This window comes from Mycolicibacterium sp. SMGY-1XX, from assembly GCF_059132455.1.
In genome coordinates, this window is record NZ_CP101139.1 from 1865129 (window position 1) to 1882956 (window position 17828).

Sequence of the window (17828 nt, forward strand, 5' to 3'; positions counted from 1 at the left end):
AATTCCCGCCCTCGAGTGCTTCTGCTGTGACGATCTACATGCGCGCCGAGGCCTCCGTCAGCACGTTGCGCAGGATGTCGTAGATCGCGTCGAACTCTTTCTGCCCGGAGATCAGCGGCGGCGCGAGCTGCACCACTGGGTCGCCACGATCGTCGGCGCGGCAGTACAAGCCGGCCTCCCACAGCGCCGGCGTCAGGAACCCGCGCAGCAGCCGCTCGCTCTCCTCGTCGTTGAACGTCTCCTTGGTGGCCTTGTCCTTGACGAGCTCGATTCCGTAGAAGTAGCCCTCGCCGCGGACGTCACCCACGATCGGCAGGTCGTAGAGCTGTTCGAGAGTGGCCTTGAACACCGGGGCGTTCTGCTTCACCCGGTCGTTGAGGCCCTCGCGCTCGAAGATGTCGAGGTTGGCCAGCGCCACCGCCGCTGAGACCGGATGCCCGCCGAAGGTGTAGCCGTGGCCGAAAACCGTTGAGCCGTCGTTGAACGGTTCGAACAGCCGGTCGCTGGCAATCATCGCGCCGATGGGCGAGTAGCCCGAGGTGAGCCCCTTGGCGCAGGTGATGATGTCCGGTACGTAGTCGAAGTCGCTGCACGCGAACATCGACCCGATGCGGCCGTAGGCGCAGATGACCTCGTCGGAGACCAGCAGCACGTCGTACTCGTCGCAGATCTCGCGGACCCGCTCGAAGTATCCCGGCGGCGGCGGGAAGCAGCCACCGGCGTTCTGCACCGGCTCGAGGAACACCGCGGCCACGGTGTCGGGGCCCTCGAACTCGATGGCCTCGGCGATGCGGTCGGCGCAGTACTGGCCGAACGCCTTTTCGTCGTGGGCGAATTGTGCCGGCGCGCGGTAGAAGTTGGTGTTCGGTGCGCGGAAGCCACCCGGGGTCAGCGGCTCGAACGGAGCCTTGAACGCCGGGATGCCGGTGATGGCGAGTGCGCCCTGCGGCGTGCCGTGGTAGGCGATCGAACGCGAAACCACCTTGTGCTTGCCGGGTTTGCCGGTCAGCTTGAAGAACTGCTTGGCCAGTTTCCAGGCACTCTCGACGGCCTCGCCGCCGCCGGTGGTGAAGAACACCCGGTTCAGATCACCTGGCGCGTAGCCGGCGATACGGGCAGCCAGTTCGACGGCCGTCGGCGTGGCGTAGGACCAGAGCGGGAAGAAGGCCAGCTGTTCGGCCTGCTTGGCGGCGGCTTCGGCCAGCTCGGCGCGGCCGTGGCCGGCTTGCACCACGAACAGCCCGCTCAGGCCGTCGATGTACTGCTTGCCCTTGTCGTCGTAGATGTGTACACCTTCGCCGCGGGTGATGATCGGCGGGGTGATCCCCTTGCCGTGGCGGGCGAAGTGTCCCCAGAGGTGGCGGTCGGCCTTGGCCGACAGATCACCCGCCTGGGCTTGATCAGTATCAGAGATGATTGTCATCGCGTACCCCAATTGTATTGCTGTTTAACGAGTTTCAGATAGACCAACGTTTCGGTGGATATCACCCCTGGGACGGCGCGGATTTGTGTGTTGAGCAGGGCCAGCAGGTCGTCGTCGTCTTCGCAGACCACTTCGACGATGGCGTCGAACGAGCCCGCGGTCAGAACGACGTAGTCGACGGAGGGGATCCTGGACAGCTCGTCGGCCACCTTGAGAGTGTCCCCGGTGCATTTGATGCCGATCATCGCTTGGCGGGCAAATCCGAGCTGCATCGGGTCGGTGACGGCCACGATCTGCATCACGCCGGCATCGACCAGTCGCTGCACCCGTTGCCGGACGGCTGCCTCGGACAATCCGACAGCCTTGCCGATTCCGGCATAGGATCGACGGCCATCCTGTTGAAGGTTCTCGATGATGGCCTTGGACAGTTCGTCCAGTTGCATGGCCGGTATGGGGGCGCCCGCGCGAACATGCCCGGGGCCGGCTCCTCCCGCTTCGCGCATGTCCCTGATTGTGCACGGATTCAGTTGCCCGAAGCAACTAATACGGAGAATATCCTCAGTCTGATTGCCGACGGCCGCAGGAATACGTAGACAGACGCTGGTTTGAGCACGGGCGTTCGGTTACCGTGGCACCCATGACAAGCGTCTCGCAGAAAGTGGCTTCCAGCTGGATCGACGGTGCTGCGGTCAGCACCAGCGGGCCGCTGCACCGGGTGATCAATCCGGCCGACGGCGAAAGCGTGGCCGAGTTGGCGCTGGCCACCACCGCAGACGTCGATGCCGCAGTGTCCTGCGCGCGCCGGGCCTTGAAGGGATGGAAGTCGGTCACCCCCGCGGAACGGTCGGCGGTGCTGGCCAAGCTGGCCGAACTGGTGGAGGCCAATGCCGAGGTCTTCATTGCCGAGGAGGTCAGCCAGACCGGCAAGCCGGTCCGCCTGGCCCGCGAGTTCGACGTGCCGGGCAGCATCGACAACATCGCGTTCTTTGCCGGTGCGGCAAGGCATTTGGAGGGCAAGGCGACTGCCGAATACTCCGGCGATCACACCTCGAGCATCCGCCGGGAGGCCGTCGGCGTGGTCGCGACCATCACGCCGTGGAACTACCCCCTGCAGATGGCCGTCTGGAAGGTCATTCCGGCTCTGGCCGCCGGGTGCAGCGTGGTGATCAAGCCTGCCGAGCTCACGCCGTTGACCACATTGACGCTGGCTCGCATCGCCACCGAGGCGGGTCTGCCTGACGGGGTGCTCAACGTCGTCACCGGTGCCGGCCACGACGTGGGCACCGCCTTGGCGGGGCATCGCGACGTCGACGTGGTGACGTTCACCGGGTCCACCGCGGTGGGTCGGAAGGTGATGGCCGCGGCGGCGGTGCACGGGCACCGCACGCAGCTCGAACTCGGTGGCAAGGCGCCGTTCGTGGTGTTCGACGACGCCGACCTCGACGCCGCCATCCAAGGGGCGGTGGCGGCATCGCTGATCAATTCCGGTCAGGACTGCACCGCGGCCACCCGGGCCATCGTGGCTCGTGACCTCTACGACGACTTCGTGGCCGGGGTGGGTGAGGTCATGGACAAGTTGGTGGTCGGGGACCCGCAGGATCCCGACACCGATCTGGGCCCGCTGATCTCCACCGCCCACCGGGCGAAGGTGGCCGGGATGGTGGAACGTGCCCCCGGACAGGGTGGCCGGATCGTCAGCGGTGGGGTGGCGCCGGACCTGCCGGGTGCGTTCTACCGGCCCACGCTTGTTGCCGACGTCGACGAGAACTCCGAGATCTATCGGGACGAGGTGTTCGGGCCGGTGCTGACCGTGCGGTCGTTCACCGACGACGATGACGCACTGCGTCAGGCCAACGACACCGAATACGGTTTGGCTGCCTCGGCGTGGACCCGCGACGTGTACCGGGCGCAGCGCGCCAGCCGGGAGATCAATGCCGGGTGTGTGTGGATCAACGACCACATCCCGATCATCAGCGAGATGCCGCACGGCGGGGTGGGCGCTTCCGGCTTCGGCAAGGACATGAGCGATTACTCCTTCGAGGAGTACCTGACCATCAAGCACGTGATGAGCGACATCACCGCGGTGGCCGACAAGGCATGGCACCGAACCATTTTCGCCAAGCGGTAGTACCACCCCGTTCCGGGAGCGGTCACACTCGCCCGTTTCGTGCCGGAACGGGCGAGCTGTTCGCGCGTCCCGGTTGCAGCAGGCCGGTCCGGATGGGCGCATGGCTGTGACCGGGAGCACATCGGGGGCCGATTGTGATCCAGGTCTTGCCCAGCGGGCGTGTTCGTCCTAGTATTGCGTCCAGAGCGAACAAAATGTTCGCTGAGATGTAAATTCCAGATCACTTCTGCCGAACGGATCATTCGGATGGATGCGGGGACGCGGAGTCTCGGGACGGCCACGGAGTCTTCCGACGCAGATACCGGCGCGCGGATTCGCGAATTCCGTCAGGCCCGGAAGATGCGGTTGCGTGAGCTCGCCGGACGCGCGGGCATCTCACCGGGATTCCTCAGCCAGGTCGAGCGCGGGCAGGCCAACCCGAGTGTGGGCACCCTGCGCAAACTCGCCGAAGAGCTCGGGATCACCCTGCCCGATCTGTTCACCGATCAACAGGCCAACGACGTGCGGATCCTGCGCAAGGCTGCGCGGCCCGTCATCGAGGTGTCGGACTTCAGCGCCAAATATCTGTTGTCGCAGAAGCCCCTTCGCAACCTCGAGGTGTATGCGGCGGAGTTCGCACCCGGCGCAACCGCGGGGGAGGCCTACGTGCACGGCGACGTCCAGGAGATCCTGATCGCCGTCGTGGGCAGCCCCACGCTGGAACTCGACGGCTCCACCTACCAACTGCACGCCGGTGACAGCGCCGAGTACCGCACGTCCATCCCGCACACCGTCCACAATCTCAGCGACTCCCCGGTCGAGTTGCTCTGGATCGTCAGCCCACCCACCAACTGAGTTTTCGTCCATCCGCCCCGAAGGAGACCCCATGACCCCCTCAACGCGTTCCCGCCGCGTACCGGTCGCGCTGGCCGCGGCCGCCGCCATCACCGCCCTGACGGCGGCGTGCTCCTCCTCCGGGCCCGCACCGGCCGCCGATGTCGATCTCGGAAGCGGGCCGCCGCAGGCCGGAACAGTCAAAGCCGGTGCACTGGAGGGCGTTACGCTCACCTTCGTCTCCTACGGCGGGATCTTCCAGGAGGGGCAGACCAAGGCTGCCCTGGAACCGTTCGCCAAGGAATCCGGCGCGACCATCCTGCAAGACGGTCCGACGGAGAACTCCAAGATCAAGGCGCAGGTGGACTCCGGCGCGGTCACCTGGGACGTCGTCGACACCACGAACGTGTTCTCCGCCAAGAACTGTGGCGAGCTGTTCCTGCCGATCGATACCAGCATCGTCGACACCAGCAAGATCCCCGAGGGTGCGCAAACGGATGAATGCTCGGTTCCGGCAATGGGTTACGGCCTGATCGTCGTCTACAACACCGAAAAATACGGCGCCAACCCGCCCAAGACGTGGGCTGATTTCTACGACACCACCAAGTTCCCCGGCAAGCGCGGCATGCAGGGCATCTCCGGTGAGCTGGATCCCGGGGTGTTCGAGGGCGCACTGCTGGCAGACGGGGTCGCCCCCGACGCGGTGTACCCGATCGACGCGGAACGCGCGCTCAACAAGATGTCCAGCATCCGCGATGACTTCGTGTTCTGGACCACCGGCGCACAGGCACAACAGCTCATCGAAGCCGGCCAGGTCGACATGGCACTGGTCTGGAGCGGGCGTGCGTACTCGGCGGTGAAGAACGGCGCGCCGTTCGCCCCGATGTGGGACCAGTGGATGCCGGAGGCGGACACCATTGCGGTTCCCAAGGGCGCGAAGAACCCCAAAGCCTCCATGGCACTGATCAACTACTACCTCGGCGCACAACAGCAGGCGAAGCTGACCGAGTTGACCTCCTACAGCCCGATCAACGTCGATGCCAAGCCGCAACTCGACGAGCTCGCCCAGTCGTATCTGACCACCTCGCCGGAACGGCTCGCGGACCGCTTCCCGATCGATCTGCCGTGGTGGTCGGAGAACCAGGACGCCATGATCACGGCGTACACCGACTGGCTGGCCGGCTGAGGCTGATCCGTCATGTCGATGGTGGAGGTTCTCTCCGGGGGTGCGGCGCCCGCGAGCCGAGCGACGGTCGCCGGCGGCCCGTCCGGGCGTCGCGGGGCCATGGCGTTGCTCCTGCCGGCGATCATTCTGGTGGTCGGGGTGTTCGCGCTCCCGCTCGTGGTGATGGTGTGGCGAGCCTTCAGCGATCCGGTACTCGGGTTCGAGAACTTCCAGTGGTACCTCGGAGATGCCGTGCAGCGGGAGGTTCTGCTGCGGACCTTCACCACCGGCATCGAGGTGACGGTCATCTGCCTGTTGCTCGGTTATCCCTACGCCTACGCGATGGTGGCGTTCGGGCCGAAGGTACGCATCCTGCTCACATTGATTGTCCTGGTGCCGTTTTGGACCAGCCTCATGGTGCGCACCTTCGCGTGGGTGATCCTGCTGCAGGACGGCGGGCCCATCCAGCAACTGCTGTCGCTCGTCGGCCTGGGTGATGTCCAGTTGATCCGAACCAATCTCGGCGTGGTGATCGGCATGAGCCAGATCCTGTTGCCGTTCATGGTGTTGCCGCTGTATGCGGTGATGGCCGGCATCGACCGGAGACTGATCCTGGCCTCCTCCAGCCTGGGCGCGCGACCGGCTGTGTCATTCTTCCGGATCTGGCTTCCCTTGTCCCTGCCGGGAATCGGTGCGGGCTGCCTCATGGCTTTCATCAGCAGCCTCGGCTTCTATGTGACACCGGCCCTGCTGGGTGCACCTGACAACGCGCTCATCAGTCAGCAGATCTACGCGCAGGTCACCAGCCTGCTGGCGTGGGGCCGGGCCGGCGCCATGGGGGTGGTCCTGCTGCTCATCACGCTCCTGGTGCTGGTGGTGTTGATGTACCTGTTGCGGCGCAGTCGAAAGGAGCGGACAGCATGACCCGCAGAGTCAACGCGCTGTGGCGCGCATTGCTGATGCTGTTCTGCGCGGCAGTGTCCCTCTGGCTGATCGCCCCGTCGCTGATCGTCATCCCGTTGAGTTTCACCGACAAGCCGTCCTTCGCCTTCCCGCCGACCGGTTGGTCCGGCAGGTGGTACTCCACGTTCTTCAGCGACCCGACCTGGATGGCGGCCCTGCAGGCCAGCCTTCGCGTCGGGGTTCTGGTCACCATCGTCGCCACGGTCGCCGGGACGGCAGCGGCGGTGGCGTTGAGCCGCAACGTGATTCCCGGTGTGCAGGGCATCAGGGCAATCCTGCTGGCTCCCATGATCGTTCCCGTGATCGTGGTCGCCATCGGGCTCTACGCGGTGTTCCTGCGGCTGAACCTGCTCGGGACAACCTTCGGATTCGTCGCAGCGCACAGCGTGCTGGCACTGCCGTTCGTCATCATCCCGGTGATGGCCAGCTTGCAGGGGTTCGACCGGCGCCTGGAGGATGCCGCGGCGATCTGCGGGGCAAGTCGGTGGTCTACGTTCCGGACGGTCACCTTGCCCCTGGTGGCGCCGGGTGTGCTGTCCGGCGCGTTGTTCGCCTTCGCGACGAGTTTCGACGAAGTGGTGTTGTCACTGTTCATCCAGAGCCCCTACCTGCAGACCCTGCCGGTCAAGATGTACGCGTCGGTCACCCGGGACACCGACCCCACGATCGCCGCCGCGGCCACCCTGATCCTTGCCCTGACGACGGGCCTGACCGTCATCGCGGGCATCTACACCAGTTGGAGAAATCGTGCCCACTGACAAGGCGCCGCACGGCGCCTCGATCGCCATGCGCGGACTCACCAAGAAGTACGGCTCGGTGACCGCCGTCGACTCCATCGATCTCGATGCGCAGCCTGGTGAGTTCCTCACCCTGCTGGGTCCGAGCGGCTCGGGGAAGACGACGACGCTGAACATGATCGCCGGCTTCGTCGACGTCACCGCGGGGGAGCTGCTGGTCGACGGCCGCCCGGTGGCCGACCTTCCGCCGTCCCGGCGCAACATCGGCATGGTGTTCCAGCATTACGCCCTCTTCCCGCACATGTCGGTCTCCGACAACGTCGAATACCCGCTGCGGCAACGGAAGGTACCGAAGGCGCAAAGGCGCAAGAAGGTCGCCGACGCCCTCGAGACCGTGGGCCTGGAGAAGTTCGGCAAGCGCACGCCCAAGGAGCTCTCGGGCGGTCAGCAGCAGCGGGTGGCGCTGGCCAGGGCCATGGTCTATGACCCCCGGGTGCTGCTGATGGATGAACCCCTGGGGGCGTTGGACAAGAAGCTGCGCGACTCACTGCAGCTCGAGATCAAGCGAATCCACGGTGAACTCGGCACCACGTTCGTCTACGTGACCCACGACCAGGACGAGGCGCTGGTGTTGTCGGACCGCATCGCGGTGTTCAACAACGCCCGGATCGAGCAGATCGGGACTCCCCATGAGCTCTACGAGCACCCGGCGAGTGTCTTCGTGGCGCGGTTCCTCGGTGAGTCATCGCTGTTCTACGGTTCCGCCGAGAATGCCGGAGAGGTCAACAGCTTCGGCAACCGCATTGTTGCCACCCGGGGCCAAGCCGCTCGCGGAGCAGCCGTCGCCGTGGTGGTTCGCCCCGAGCGGATCACCATCACGCCCGACGGCGACCGCCCCAACGGCGTGAATGCCGTGCCGGGCACCGTGATCCAGGACATCTACTTCGGAAGTTCCCGCAAAGTGGAGGTGCGGGTCGACGACGGAACCACTGTCCTGGTGCGAGAGAGCGCCGGGAACATCACCCGGGTGGAGCCGGGACAACAGATCTGGTTGACGTTCGCCCCGGAGAACGCGACGGTGCTGCCCGCCGACACGGTCTAGATCACCCTTCTCGCAATCAACTGAACTCACGACGAACGGAGCACAATGATGTCGTCATCCCGATCCGCTACCGGCACACTGTCCAACGACTTCATCAACGGGGGTGTGTCGTTCTGGTACCGCGCCTCGGGCTTCCCGGAGTCGCGGCCGGCCCTGCCGGGATCCCAGGAAGCCGATGTGTGCATCGTCGGGGCCGGACTGACCGGGCTGTGGGCTGCCTACTATCTCAAACGCGAACAACCGGATCTGCGAATCGTCATCCTGGAGAAGGAGTTCGCCGGGTTCGGCGCGTCCGGGCGCAACGGTGGCTGGCTGTCGGCAGAGCTGGCGGGGTCCCGGGACGCCTACGCGTCCACTCACGGCCGCGACGGGGTGGCAACCCTGATGCGTGCCATGCGGGGTGCCGTCGATGAAGTGATCTCGGTTGCGGACGCAGAAGGCATCGACGCCGACATCGCCAAAGACGGTGTACTCCATGTTGCGCGGAACCAGGCGCAGTACGGCCGGCTGCTCGAAACCATCCCGTACGAACAGAGTTGGGGTGCCGCACCCGAGGATTTTGTCTTGCTGAGCCGCGACGAACTGGATGCCCGCATCCGGATCAACGGCGCCCTGGGTGGTCTGTTCAGCCCGCACTGCGCCCGGGTGCAGCCTGCGAAACTGGTGCAGGGCCTGGCTCGCGTGGTCGAGGGCATGGGGGTCACCATCTTCGAGCACACCGCCGTCACGGCCATCGAGCAGGGCCGCGCGGTGACGGATCGTGGGACGGTACGCGCGCCGTCGATCCTGCGGTGCCTGGAGGGTTTCACCGCCAGCATCCCCGGGCAGCGCCGGGAGTGGCTCCCCATGAACTCGTCGATGATCGTCACCGAACCACTGCCCGACCCCGTACTGGACCAGATCGGTTGGCGCCGTGCCGAACTGCTGGGCGACTACGCACACGGCTACATGTATGCGCAGCGCACCGCGGACAATCGGATCGCACTCGGCGGCAGGGGAATTCCGTACCGGTACGGTTCGCGCACCGACGACCGCGGTGCCACTCAGCAGTGGACCATCGATGCACTGACCTCGCTGACCCACGACATGTTCCCCGCCACGCAGGACGTTCCGATCGCGCACGCCTGGTGTGGTGTTCTCGGTGTGCCGCGCGACTGGACGGCCACCGTGGACTTCGACGCCCGGTCCGGGCTCGGCACGGCGGGTGGGTACGTGGGCAGCGGACTGACCACCACCAATCTCGCCGGCCACACTCTGGCGGATCTGGTGCTCACGCGTGACACCGAACTGACGCGGCTGCCCTGGGTGGGCCGGCGCGTCCGCCGCTGGGAGCCCGAGCCGCTGCGCTGGCTGGGTGTGCAGGGCATGTATGCCATGTACCGCACCGCGGACCGGCGGGAGTTCAGCGAGGAGACCTCTCGCACCAGCAAGCTCGCCCAGATCGCCAACAAGATCGCCGGACGTTGATCCGGCGCAGCACGAGGGAGACCACATGAGCGCCAACCCGACCGGGGTGCAGCACACGCCGCTGCAGCACGTCAACGCGGCCGGCGCCGCGCTGCCTGACCCGGCGCCGAAACCGACGAGCCGGGACAATCAACTCGAAGCCATCGCCGAGGTGTGGTCGGGTCCGTCCGCACTCGCCGGGATCTGGGAGTGCGGCCCAGGCGAATTCACCGCCGACCGGTCGAACGACACCGAGGTCTGCTACATCCTCACCGGCTCGGGCACCGTGGTCGGTGAGGACGGGGTGAGCGCCGACATCGCGCCGGGTTCCCTCCTGGTGCTCCCCAAGGGCTGGCGCGGCACGTGGGTGGTCCGGGAGACCATCCGCAAAACGTTTGTCAGCGTGAGTAATTGAGGCTCGTTCAGTGAAGGCCGTCGTGATCGGTGCGGGTGCCTGGGGGCTGCCGGCCGCCGCGCAACTGGCCCAGCGCGGCCATGCGGTGACGCTGGTGGACCGCTTCGGAGTGCAGAACCCGCAGTCGTCGTCCACCGGGCCGACCCGGTTGTGGCGGCTGGCCGACCCGGACCGCGCTCGGGTGCGGTTGTCGATGCGGGGTGTGGAAGCCATGGCACGGCTGCAGCACCGAAGTGGTGTCACGGTCTTCGAGCGGCGCGGGCTGCTGTGGCGCGACGACGAGTCCCTGCCCGCTCTCACCGCCACCCTCACCGCCTTTGACATCGCCCACACCCCGGTGAGCCCGGGTGACGTGGGGCGCTGGTGGCCGGGGCTGCGGCCGGACGGTCGCGAGGCGATCTGGCAGCCGGAAGCCGGCATTGTGCTGGCGGCGGCGTCACTGCGGGCACAGCTGGAGTTGTTCGAAACGGCATCAGGCACAGCGTTGTTCGGTCACTCGGTGTCCGGCGTCGAAACCACGCCGTCCGGGGTGCGGGTGTCGCTGCGGGACGGTGAGGTGTTGGACGCCGACGTCGTGGTGGTGACTGCGGGCCCCGCAGCGTCGGCGTTCAACGAAGCGTTCGGCATCGACGTTCCGCTGCACCCGTACCTGGAACAGGTGGTCCACTTCGGCGACCGCGCCCGCCCGCACCACTACGACGATTTCCCCTGCCTGTTCGACGGCCCCACCGATACACAACCGGGTATCTACGCCATGCCCACGCCCGGGGTCGGTTACAAGGTGGGTCTGGACGGGCCGCTCAGGGATTACCGCGAGGACGACGTCGACCGGACCCCGGATCCGGCGCGCACCAGTGTGATTCGTAGCCGGGTCGAGGCGGATCTGGCGACGGTCACACCCGAGGTGCTCGACGCGCAGGTGTGTTCGTGGACGGATTCACCGGACGGCAAGTTCATCATCGACGTGCTCGACGGCGGCGTGGTGGTGGCGTGTGGCGATTCGGGCGAGGGTTTCAAGTTCTCCGCGCTGATGGGTGAGGTCCTGGCAGACCTCGCCGAGGGGGCGACCCCGGATGCGGATATCGCGGCGTTGTCGTCGGACCGGTTCGCCGCGGGGCTACCCGCGCGGTCCGGACCGAACGTGCTCGGTAGGCACTGAGAACCTCATTCCACGCGGGGCACCACGAGCACCGGCACATCGACACCGGCCAGGATGCGCGCTGCCGTCGACCCCAGGAAGATCCGGCGTGGTGCCGCGAAGCGGCTGGAGCCGATCACCAGCAGGTCGCCGTCGGCCCATTTCAACTTGCGCAGTGCCGATTCCAGGGTGCTGCCGTCGGCCACCAGAGACTGGATGTCCGGCGCCTCCGGAACGGTGCGGGCGGCGGTGAGCAGGTTCTGTTCGGCAGCTTCGACCTGCAGGCGCCGGGTCACCGCCTTGGAGCTGTCGTCGGTGGCGTATTCGAGGGTGACCAGCGAGACCATGCGGAGCGGCAGCGCCGCCGCACTGGCAAGCGCGAACGCGATGGGCAATGGGTTGTCGGTGCGATCGGTGGTGGGGACGGCGACGGTGATCTCGGAGATCTTGACCGGTGGTTCGTCACCCCAGCCGCGCGGCGCCAGCGCCACCGGAATGGGGGAGCAGTGCAGCAGCGCCCCGGCCACCGGGCCGATGGTGTGCCCGCCGAAGAACCCGTCCTTGGCGCCGCCCACCACGATCATGTCCGAGGACTTGCTTTCGGCGAAGTCGATGAGTGACTGGGCGAACGATTCGCCCACCAGGACCGCCGAGCCGGCGGTGACGCCCCAGCCGGCCAGTTTCGCCACCGCCTCGGCGACCCAGGCCTCGCCCTTGCTGACCAGCAGCTGCTGGTATTCAGCGCGGCCGGGATGCCCGTCGGGCAGTTCTTCCCGCACGATCAGCACCACATCGACGCTCGCGTCGAACGTCAGCGCAAGGTCCGCGGCCAGGGCGATGCCGTCGTTGCCGGTGGGGGTCGCCAGATACCCGACTGTCAGATGCATTGCAGGACTCTCTCTTTAGAAGGTGTCCGGGACCTTGACTTCGGTGGTGGCGTTGAGGGTTTCGCCGCGGAAGAACCGCTTGGTGCCGAACGCGAAGCATGCCAGCATCAGCGGGATGCCGAGCACCAGCATGCCGACGCCGAGCACGAACACCCCGCCGATGGATCCGAACGCGGTATAGCCGTAGTCGGGCTGGATCATGTCCTTGGCGCTCTGGACGAACGCCCAGGTCATGGCGAGCGCACCCAGCAGCGGGAAGATACCGCGGAAGAACAGGTTACGGGCTGACTGGAACAGTGTGCGGCGGAAGTACCAGACGCAGGCGTAGGCGGTGATGCCGTAGTAGAAGGCGACGGCCAAGCCCAGCGAGGCCACCGAGTCGGCGAGCGCGTTCTCCGACAGGAAGCTCAACACCAGGTAGAAGAACAGCGCCGCGATACCCATCACGATGGTGCCGAAAGCCGGTGTCATGTACCGCGGGTGGACGCTGGCGAACCGCTTCGGGATGGCCTCGTAGACCGCCATCGACAAGGTGCCGCGCGCGGTGGGCAGGATGGTGGTCTGCGTCGAGGACAAACCCGAGATCGAGACGGTCAGCAGCAGCAGGGAGGCGGCGATGCTGCCGGCCACCGGCTCGCCGAGGATGGTCAGCACATCGTCGGCGTTCTCCTCGTTGTTCAACCCGATCCCGGTGTCGCCGAAGCCGGCGAAGGACTGCACCGCATAGGCCACCAGCACGTAGGTGCAGACCAGGATCAGGGTGGTGATGACGGCGGCGATCCCGGGTGTCTTGCCCGGGTTCTTGGTCTCCTCGCCGACGGCCAGGCAGGCGTCCCAGCCCCAGTAGATGAAGATGCACAAGATGATGGCCGCGGCGATCGAAGAGGAGTCCAGGCCGGTGGGCAGCAACCACGACAGCGACGGGGAAATGGCCTGCTCACCTGCGGTACCGGAGAAGACGCGTACCAGTGCCCACACGCTGACGACGATCAGGACGCCGAACTGGATGGCGATCAGGACGTTCTGCACACGTTCGGACACCACGATGCCGCGGGCGCTCAGCAGGGTCATCGCGAAGATGAAGAACGACCCGAGCAGCACCTTGGCCGTCAGGTTGTCGGCCAGGGAATCCAGACCCAGGAACTTGAACAGATAGATCGCAGCGACCTCGGAGACGTTGGCCAGCACGATGATTGCCGACACGGCCAGACCCCAGCCGCCGATCCAGCCGATCCATGGGCCGAAGGCCTTCACGCCCCAGGTGAAGGTGGTGCCGCAGTCCGGCGTGTCCTGGCTGAGTTCCTTGTAGGCGAAGGCCACGAGCAGCATGGGGATGAACGCCAGGACGAACATCGACGGCGCTTTGTCCCCGACTGCCAGCACGACGTAGCCGAGGGTGGCGGCCAGACTGTAGGCGGGAGCGACGGCGGCCAGCCCGATGACGATGTTTCCGACGAGCCCGAGGGCACCGGCTTGCAGGCCCTTGCCGGTGGTGGCGGGGGCCGGCGGTTCAGCGATTGCCATGGTCGCAAAATATACGGTTCGAGTGGTTGCTGCGGCACTTTACGACGGAATAGTTTTCCTGCGAGTAACACAGCAACTGATTTCGTTGCTGGCTGGCTACCTGTGCGTGTGGGTGGACCCCGGCCGATCCGCCCGTGTTCTGTGCCCGCCCACGACCTTCGGGTGCGAGGTTACGCTCGGTTTCGTGACGTCGGCAGCCGCTCGGGCAGACCTGTTTCAGGCGCTGCGACCGCACCTGCTCGCGGTCGCGTATCGGCTCACCGGAACGTTTGCCGACGCTGAGGATGCGGTGCAGGATGCGTGGCTGCGCTGGGACCGTTCCGACCAGCACGTCGCCGATCCACGGGCGTGGTTGACGACGGTGGTCAGCCGGCTCAGCCTGGACCGGCTGCGGTCTGCGGCGCACCGGCGCGAAACCTATGCGGGTCACTGGCTCCCGGAACCAGTGGTGACGGCGGCAGGGTCGGATCCGTTGGAGGCGGTGGTGGCCGACGAGGACGCCCGCTTCGCCGCGATGGTGGTGCTCGAACGGCTCAGCGCCGATCAGCGGGTGGCGTTCGTCCTGCACGACGGGTTCGGGATGCCGTTCTCGGAGATCGCCGAAGTGCTCGGTGCTAGCGCGGCCGCCGCGCGTCAACTCGCGTCACGCGCGCGGCGTCTCGTGGCGGACGCCCCGGCGCCGCCACGCGCCGACGAGCACGACGAGGTGGTCGGGCTTCTCCTGGCTGCGATGGCCCGCGGTGACCTGGCTGCCGTCGTCGCACTCCTGCATCCCGAGGTGACGTTCACCGGCGACTCCAACCGCCGTGCACCCACCGCTGTTCAGGTGATCCGCGGGCCGGACAAGGTGGCTCGTTTCCTGTTCGGGTTGGCGCACCGGTACGGTCCGGGCTTCGTGACGTCCAGCCGCTTGGCGGCCGTCAACGGAGACCTGGGCGTCTACACACCGGGCAAACCGGAGGGGGATGGGTTCCCGGCCATGCAGCCGCACATCATCGCGCTCACGGTGGTGGACGGAAAGGTCAGCGCGGTCTGGGACGTCGCCAATCCGGACAAGTTCACCGGGTCTCCCATGGCACCCGGCACGCGTCGCCCGAACTGAACCCCTGCTCGGTGATGCCCAGTGCGCTGTTCATGCGCGCCCGCATGTTCTCCACGCCGATCTGGTAGGTCAGCTCGATCACGCCGGCGTCGCCGAACCGTCGCCGGAGATCGGCGACCTGCTCGTCGGTGACGGTGTGCACGTCGGTGGTCATGGCGTCGGCGTAGGCGATGGCCGCGCGCTCGTCATCGGTGAACAGCTCCGAGGTGCGGTACTCGTCGATGTGCGTCAGTCGGTCCATGTCCAGACCGTCGAGTCGCATCAGCATGGAGCCGAAGTCCACACACCACGAGCAGCCGACCGTGCGGGCGGTCCAGAACACGGCAAGCTCGCGGATGTTGGCGGGCAGGGTGGTGGAGGCGCGCTCGAGCATGCCCTCGTGCATCCCGCCCGCGAGCAGGAGCTTGCGATGGTGAGCGTAGACGGCGAAGGGTTCGGGGACGGCGCCGAAGCGGCGTTTTGCGTAGCGGTAGAGCAGGCGGGTCAGCAGCGGAGCGTTGTCGGGTGGCACCGGTGCGATGCGTGAAGTGGTCATGCACTCAAGACGAGCCAGCCCCCGATAGTGTGACAATCCCTCTCGGCCGACCGCGCGTGTCTGTACGTCAACACGCGGCCATTTCCGTACAAAAGCGTGCGCTCGTCAAGACTTGCGGCTGTGATGCCGGCGCGCTTTCATGCGGTTGCCGCACACTGCCATCGAGCACCAGCGCGCAGTGTTCGGCTTGCTGCGGTCGATCAGGAACAGGCGGCACTCGGTGTTGGCGCAGGGCCGGATCCGCCCGGGACTGGTGATTCGCAGGCGGTCCCACGCCAGCGCCGCGCGCACGGCGCCCGTCGGCGAGGTCAGCTGCCAGTCGATGCCGCGTTCGGAGGCCGTCGGAACCAACTGAGCTGCAGCCACAATGGGCTGCAGGGCCGACGGCGGCTGGTCGCCCCGGACGATCGCCTGAAGGACTGCCCGGGCCTGGAGCAGCGCGGTCCACTCCTGCTCGGTGGCTGAGATGGCGTGGTCGGTCATCCAGTGCGCGGCAGTGTCGAAAACGGCCAGTCCGTCGGTGGGGGTGCCGTCGATGACCGGCGTCGTATTGAGCAGATCCAGCAGCAGCACCTCGTCGTCGGCGCCGGCGGCAACCACATCCATGTCTAACCTCCAAAGTCCTGTTGACAGGTTACCCGATCTCGTGTTCCATGGGGTAACCGCCAAAAATAATTTTAGGAGTTAGATATGTCCGTCCATCATCGCTGCGCCACCGTCGCCGGACGTCAGCTCTTCTACCGTGAGGCCGGTGACCCCGACGCGCCGGTCATCGTCCTGTTGCACGGTTTCCCCACCAGCTCGTTCATGTTCCGCCACTTGATCCCGGAGTTGTCCGACCGGTATCACGTGATCGCACCCGACTACCTGGGGTTCGGGTATTCGGATGCGCCCTCGGTCGACGAATTCGACTACACCTTCGACGCGCTGGCCGACCTGACGGCCGATCTGCTAAAAAGCCTTGGGATCAGCCGGTATTCGATGTACGTGCAGGACTACGGTGCGCCCGTGGGATGGCGCCTGGCGCTGCGCGACCCGCAGGCCGTCACGGCGATCATCACGCAGAACGGCAACGGCTACGACGCCGGGTTCGTCACGGACGGTTGGCAGACGGTGTGGGATTACCAACGCGAACAGACCCCCGAGACCACCAAGGCGCTCACCGAGTTCCTCAGTTTCGACGCCACCAAGTTCCAGTACACCGCAGGTGTTCCCGACGAGAGCCTGATCAGCCCCGACACCTGGCATCACGACTTCGCACTGCTGTCGCGCCCCGGCAACACCGAGATCCAGCTCAAGCTGTTCCTCGACTACGCCACCAATCCCAAGCTCTACCCGTCGCTGCACGAATACCTGCGCGCCAGCAGAGTTCCCGTGCTCGCGGTGTGGGGTGACAAGGACCCGTTCTTCGGTCCCGACGGTGCCCGGGCATTCGCCGAGGACGCCGTCAACCCCGAGATCCACTTGGTCGACGGTGGCCACTTCCTGCTCGAGAGCCATCTGGCCGAGGTCGTCGCCTTGATCCGCGACTTCCTGACCCGCCGCCTCTCCTAGGGCGAACGCGCGTGTTTGTCCGCCGACACTCCGTGCCCGGCGTACCAACGCGCGCGCTCACGCAGCAGCGCGGACCAACTGGCCTTTGATGCGGCGGGCCATCGCCCACTTGGCCTGGCGGACGTCATCGGCCACGATCGACAAGACCGACCATCCGACTTCGATCAACGCGGCCCGCTTCTGGCGATCTCTTGCGAAGTCGTCGGGCTCGGAGTGCCAGTCGTACCCGTCGTACTCGACTGCCACCGCGAACTCCGGCCAGGCGAAGTCCACCCGCCAGAGCCGTCCGTCCCGGTCGACGATCTGGTACTGCAGCTCGGGATCAGGTACGCCGCAGTCGCGCATCGCCAGACGCGCTTCGCTTTCCATCGGAGACTCCGCTTCGGGTCGGGCCAGCGGTATCAGTTCGCGCACCTGAACTATCCCGCGCCTGCCCTTCTGGCGCGCGGCGGCCAGAGTCAGCGCCGTCGGAGTGCAGGTGCCGCTGCGCAATGCGGCATCGAGTGTGGCGAGAGCGCGGGGTCGGTGCAGACTGCGGGCCACTTCGACGGCGGTCCATGCGGCGGTGGTGGCCGGCCGGCCGTCGACAACAGTCAGCGGTGCGCCCTCGCGGCGGTGCACCACCAGGCCGTCACTGTCGCGCAGCAGCTGGCCCGCCGGATTGAGCACGTGGAGATCCATCACGTCCTGGGTGTCGAAACCGTATGCTGCCGCGGCGGTTCCGAGACATATGGCCACCGGCTCGCCGGCCCGCAAGTCCAGACCGCTCAGCCTGATGAGGGGGTCGGGTTCATCCGGGCTGTAGACGCCGGGCCAGACCTTCCACAGCTCGCCGCTGTCCAGCGCTGACTGCATGGCGCGACGGCTGAGCATGCGCAAAATCTGCCCCGAGGTCG

General features: G+C 66.4%; 18 protein-coding genes. 11 read left to right on the forward strand and 7 right to left on the reverse strand.

Features of this window, described 5'->3' with window-relative positions; genetic code table 11:
- Positions 1-34: 34 nt before the first annotated feature.
- Together NL241_RS09175 and NL241_RS09180 are read right to left on the reverse strand one after the other, a co-directional pair.
- The gene (locus NL241_RS09175) at positions 35-1423 is read right to left on the reverse strand and encodes an aspartate aminotransferase family protein (RefSeq protein WP_494397350.1); all 1389 of its coding nucleotides are present in this window, start codon (positions 1421-1423) and stop codon (positions 35-37) included.
- Positions 1420-1926, reverse strand: a complete 507-nt coding sequence (locus NL241_RS09180; RefSeq protein WP_487691096.1) for an Lrp/AsnC family transcriptional regulator — start codon at positions 1924-1926, stop codon at positions 1420-1422. Before NL241_RS09180 ends, NL241_RS09175 begins: the two co-directional genes overlap by 4 nt.
- Positions 1927-2060: 134 nt before the next feature.
- Here NL241_RS09180 and NL241_RS09185 point away from each other — a divergent pair, with 134 nt between their 5' ends.
- From NL241_RS09185 to NL241_RS09225, 9 genes are all read left to right on the forward strand, one after another.
- Positions 2061-3551 carry a gamma-aminobutyraldehyde dehydrogenase gene (locus NL241_RS09185; RefSeq protein WP_487691098.1) on the forward strand — a complete coding sequence of 497 codons (1491 nt, stop codon included), beginning with the start codon at positions 2061-2063 and terminating at the stop codon, positions 3549-3551.
- 246 nt (positions 3552-3797) lie between these two features.
- On the forward strand, positions 3798-4385 hold the full coding sequence (locus tag NL241_RS09190; protein WP_487691100.1) for a type II toxin-antitoxin system RelB family anti-toxin: 588 nt from the start codon (positions 3798-3800) through the stop codon (positions 4383-4385).
- Positions 4386-4416: 31 nt separating this feature from the next.
- On the forward strand, positions 4417-5550 hold the full coding sequence (locus tag NL241_RS09195) for an ABC transporter substrate-binding protein (protein ID WP_487691102.1): 1134 nt from the start codon (positions 4417-4419) through the stop codon (positions 5548-5550).
- Positions 5551-5562: 12 nt separating this feature from the next.
- Entirely contained in the window at positions 5563-6453 is an 891-nt protein-coding gene (locus NL241_RS09200) for an ABC transporter permease (protein ID WP_494397351.1), read from the forward strand.
- Positions 6450-7250 carry an ABC transporter permease gene (locus NL241_RS09205; RefSeq protein ID WP_487691106.1) on the forward strand — a complete coding sequence of 267 codons (801 nt, stop codon included), beginning with the start codon at positions 6450-6452 and terminating at the stop codon, positions 7248-7250. The genes NL241_RS09200 and NL241_RS09205 overlap by 4 nt, the downstream gene beginning before the upstream one ends.
- On the forward strand, positions 7240-8331 hold the full coding sequence (locus NL241_RS09210; protein ID WP_487691108.1) for an ABC transporter ATP-binding protein: 1092 nt from the start codon (positions 7240-7242) through the stop codon (positions 8329-8331). Before NL241_RS09205 ends, NL241_RS09210 begins: the two co-directional genes overlap by 11 nt.
- Positions 8332-8379: 48 nt before the next feature.
- On the forward strand, positions 8380-9798 hold the full coding sequence (locus tag NL241_RS09215) for an NAD(P)/FAD-dependent oxidoreductase (RefSeq protein ID WP_494397352.1): 1419 nt from the start codon (positions 8380-8382) through the stop codon (positions 9796-9798).
- Positions 9799-9823: 25 nt separating this feature from the next.
- Positions 9824-10192, forward strand: coding sequence for a cupin domain-containing protein (locus NL241_RS09220; RefSeq protein WP_487691112.1), 369 nt, complete (start codon positions 9824-9826; stop codon positions 10190-10192).
- 10 nt (positions 10193-10202) lie between these two features.
- Positions 10203-11351 carry an FAD-dependent oxidoreductase gene (locus NL241_RS09225; RefSeq protein WP_494397353.1) on the forward strand — a complete coding sequence of 383 codons (1149 nt, stop codon included), beginning with the start codon at positions 10203-10205 and terminating at the stop codon, positions 11349-11351.
- Positions 11352-11356: 5 nt separating this feature from the next.
- On the opposite strand, the gene NL241_RS09230 is transcribed toward NL241_RS09225, so the two are convergent.
- Together NL241_RS09230 and NL241_RS09235 are read right to left on the reverse strand one after the other, a co-directional pair.
- Positions 11357-12217 (reverse strand): universal stress protein, encoded by an 861-nt coding sequence (locus NL241_RS09230; protein ID WP_487691114.1) that lies wholly within the window; start codon positions 12215-12217, stop codon positions 11357-11359.
- A gap of 15 nt (positions 12218-12232) precedes the next feature.
- Positions 12233-13741: an APC family permease gene (locus tag NL241_RS09235; RefSeq protein WP_487691115.1), complete on the reverse strand. Its 1509-nt coding sequence runs from the start codon at positions 13739-13741 to the stop codon at positions 12233-12235.
- 184 nt (positions 13742-13925) lie between these two features.
- Here NL241_RS09235 and NL241_RS09240 point away from each other — a divergent pair, with 184 nt between their 5' ends.
- Entirely contained in the window at positions 13926-14843 is a 918-nt protein-coding gene (locus tag NL241_RS09240; protein ID WP_494397354.1) for a sigma-70 family RNA polymerase sigma factor, read from the forward strand.
- Here NL241_RS09240 and NL241_RS09245 read toward each other — a convergent pair.
- Both NL241_RS09245 and NL241_RS09250 read right to left on the reverse strand, forming a co-directional pair.
- Positions 14800-15378 carry a carboxymuconolactone decarboxylase family protein gene (locus NL241_RS09245; protein WP_487691119.1) on the reverse strand — a complete coding sequence of 193 codons (579 nt, stop codon included), beginning with the start codon at positions 15376-15378 and terminating at the stop codon, positions 14800-14802. The genes NL241_RS09240 and NL241_RS09245 overlap by 44 nt on opposite strands.
- 105 nt (positions 15379-15483) lie before the next feature.
- Positions 15484-15984 (reverse strand): CGNR zinc finger domain-containing protein, encoded by a 501-nt coding sequence (locus tag NL241_RS09250; protein WP_487691121.1) that lies wholly within the window; start codon positions 15982-15984, stop codon positions 15484-15486.
- A gap of 84 nt (positions 15985-16068) precedes the next feature.
- Here NL241_RS09250 and NL241_RS09255 point away from each other — a divergent pair, with 84 nt between their 5' ends.
- The gene (locus tag NL241_RS09255; protein ID WP_494397355.1) at positions 16069-16932 is read left to right on the forward strand and encodes an alpha/beta fold hydrolase; all 864 of its coding nucleotides are present in this window, start codon (positions 16069-16071) and stop codon (positions 16930-16932) included.
- A 57-nt stretch (positions 16933-16989) separates the two neighbouring features.
- On the opposite strand, the gene NL241_RS09260 is transcribed toward NL241_RS09255, so the two are convergent.
- A complete protein-coding gene (locus tag NL241_RS09260; RefSeq protein WP_494398274.1) occupies positions 16990-17805 on the reverse strand; it encodes a type IV toxin-antitoxin system AbiEi family antitoxin in 816 nt (271 codons plus the stop codon).
- Positions 17806-17828 lie beyond the last annotated feature (23 nt).

What these genes read in the sequence shown, in the direction of transcription:
- NL241_RS09185 (WP_487691098.1), top strand. Translation starts at nt 2,061, where the DNA reads ATGACAAGCGTCTCGCAGAAAGTGGCTTCCAGCTGGATCGACGGTGCT.
- NL241_RS09230 (WP_487691114.1), bottom strand. Translation starts at nt 12,217, where the DNA reads ATGCATCTGACAGTCGGGTATCTGGCGACCCCCACCGGCAACGACGGC.
- NL241_RS09220 (WP_487691112.1), top strand. Translation starts at nt 9,824, where the DNA reads ATGAGCGCCAACCCGACCGGGGTGCAGCACACGCCGCTGCAGCACGTC.
- NL241_RS09180 (WP_487691096.1), bottom strand. Translation starts at nt 1,926, where the DNA reads ATGCGCGAAGCGGGAGGAGCCGGCCCCGGGCATGTTCGCGCGGGCGCC.
- NL241_RS09245 (WP_487691119.1), bottom strand. Translation starts at nt 15,378, where the DNA reads ATGACCACTTCACGCATCGCACCGGTGCCACCCGACAACGCTCCGCTG.
- NL241_RS09255 (WP_494397355.1), top strand. Translation starts at nt 16,069, where the DNA reads ATGTCCGTCCATCATCGCTGCGCCACCGTCGCCGGACGTCAGCTCTTC.
- NL241_RS09250 (WP_487691121.1), bottom strand. Translation starts at nt 15,984, where the DNA reads ATGGATGTGGTTGCCGCCGGCGCCGACGACGAGGTGCTGCTGCTGGAT.
- NL241_RS09195 (WP_487691102.1), top strand. Translation starts at nt 4,417, where the DNA reads ATGACCCCCTCAACGCGTTCCCGCCGCGTACCGGTCGCGCTGGCCGCG.
- NL241_RS09190 (WP_487691100.1), top strand. Translation starts at nt 3,798, where the DNA reads ATGGATGCGGGGACGCGGAGTCTCGGGACGGCCACGGAGTCTTCCGAC.
- NL241_RS09215 (WP_494397352.1), top strand. Translation starts at nt 8,380, where the DNA reads ATGTCGTCATCCCGATCCGCTACCGGCACACTGTCCAACGACTTCATC.
- NL241_RS09260 (WP_494398274.1), bottom strand. Translation starts at nt 17,805, where the DNA reads ATGCTCAGCCGTCGCGCCATGCAGTCAGCGCTGGACAGCGGCGAGCTG.
- NL241_RS09205 (WP_487691106.1), top strand. Translation starts at nt 6,450, where the DNA reads ATGACCCGCAGAGTCAACGCGCTGTGGCGCGCATTGCTGATGCTGTTC.
- NL241_RS09175 (WP_494397350.1), bottom strand. Translation starts at nt 1,423, where the DNA reads ATGACAATCATCTCTGATACTGATCAAGCCCAGGCGGGTGATCTGTCG.
- NL241_RS09235 (WP_487691115.1), bottom strand. Translation starts at nt 13,741, where the DNA reads ATGGCAATCGCTGAACCGCCGGCCCCCGCCACCACCGGCAAGGGCCTG.
- NL241_RS09200 (WP_494397351.1), top strand. Translation starts at nt 5,563, where the DNA reads ATGTCGATGGTGGAGGTTCTCTCCGGGGGTGCGGCGCCCGCGAGCCGA.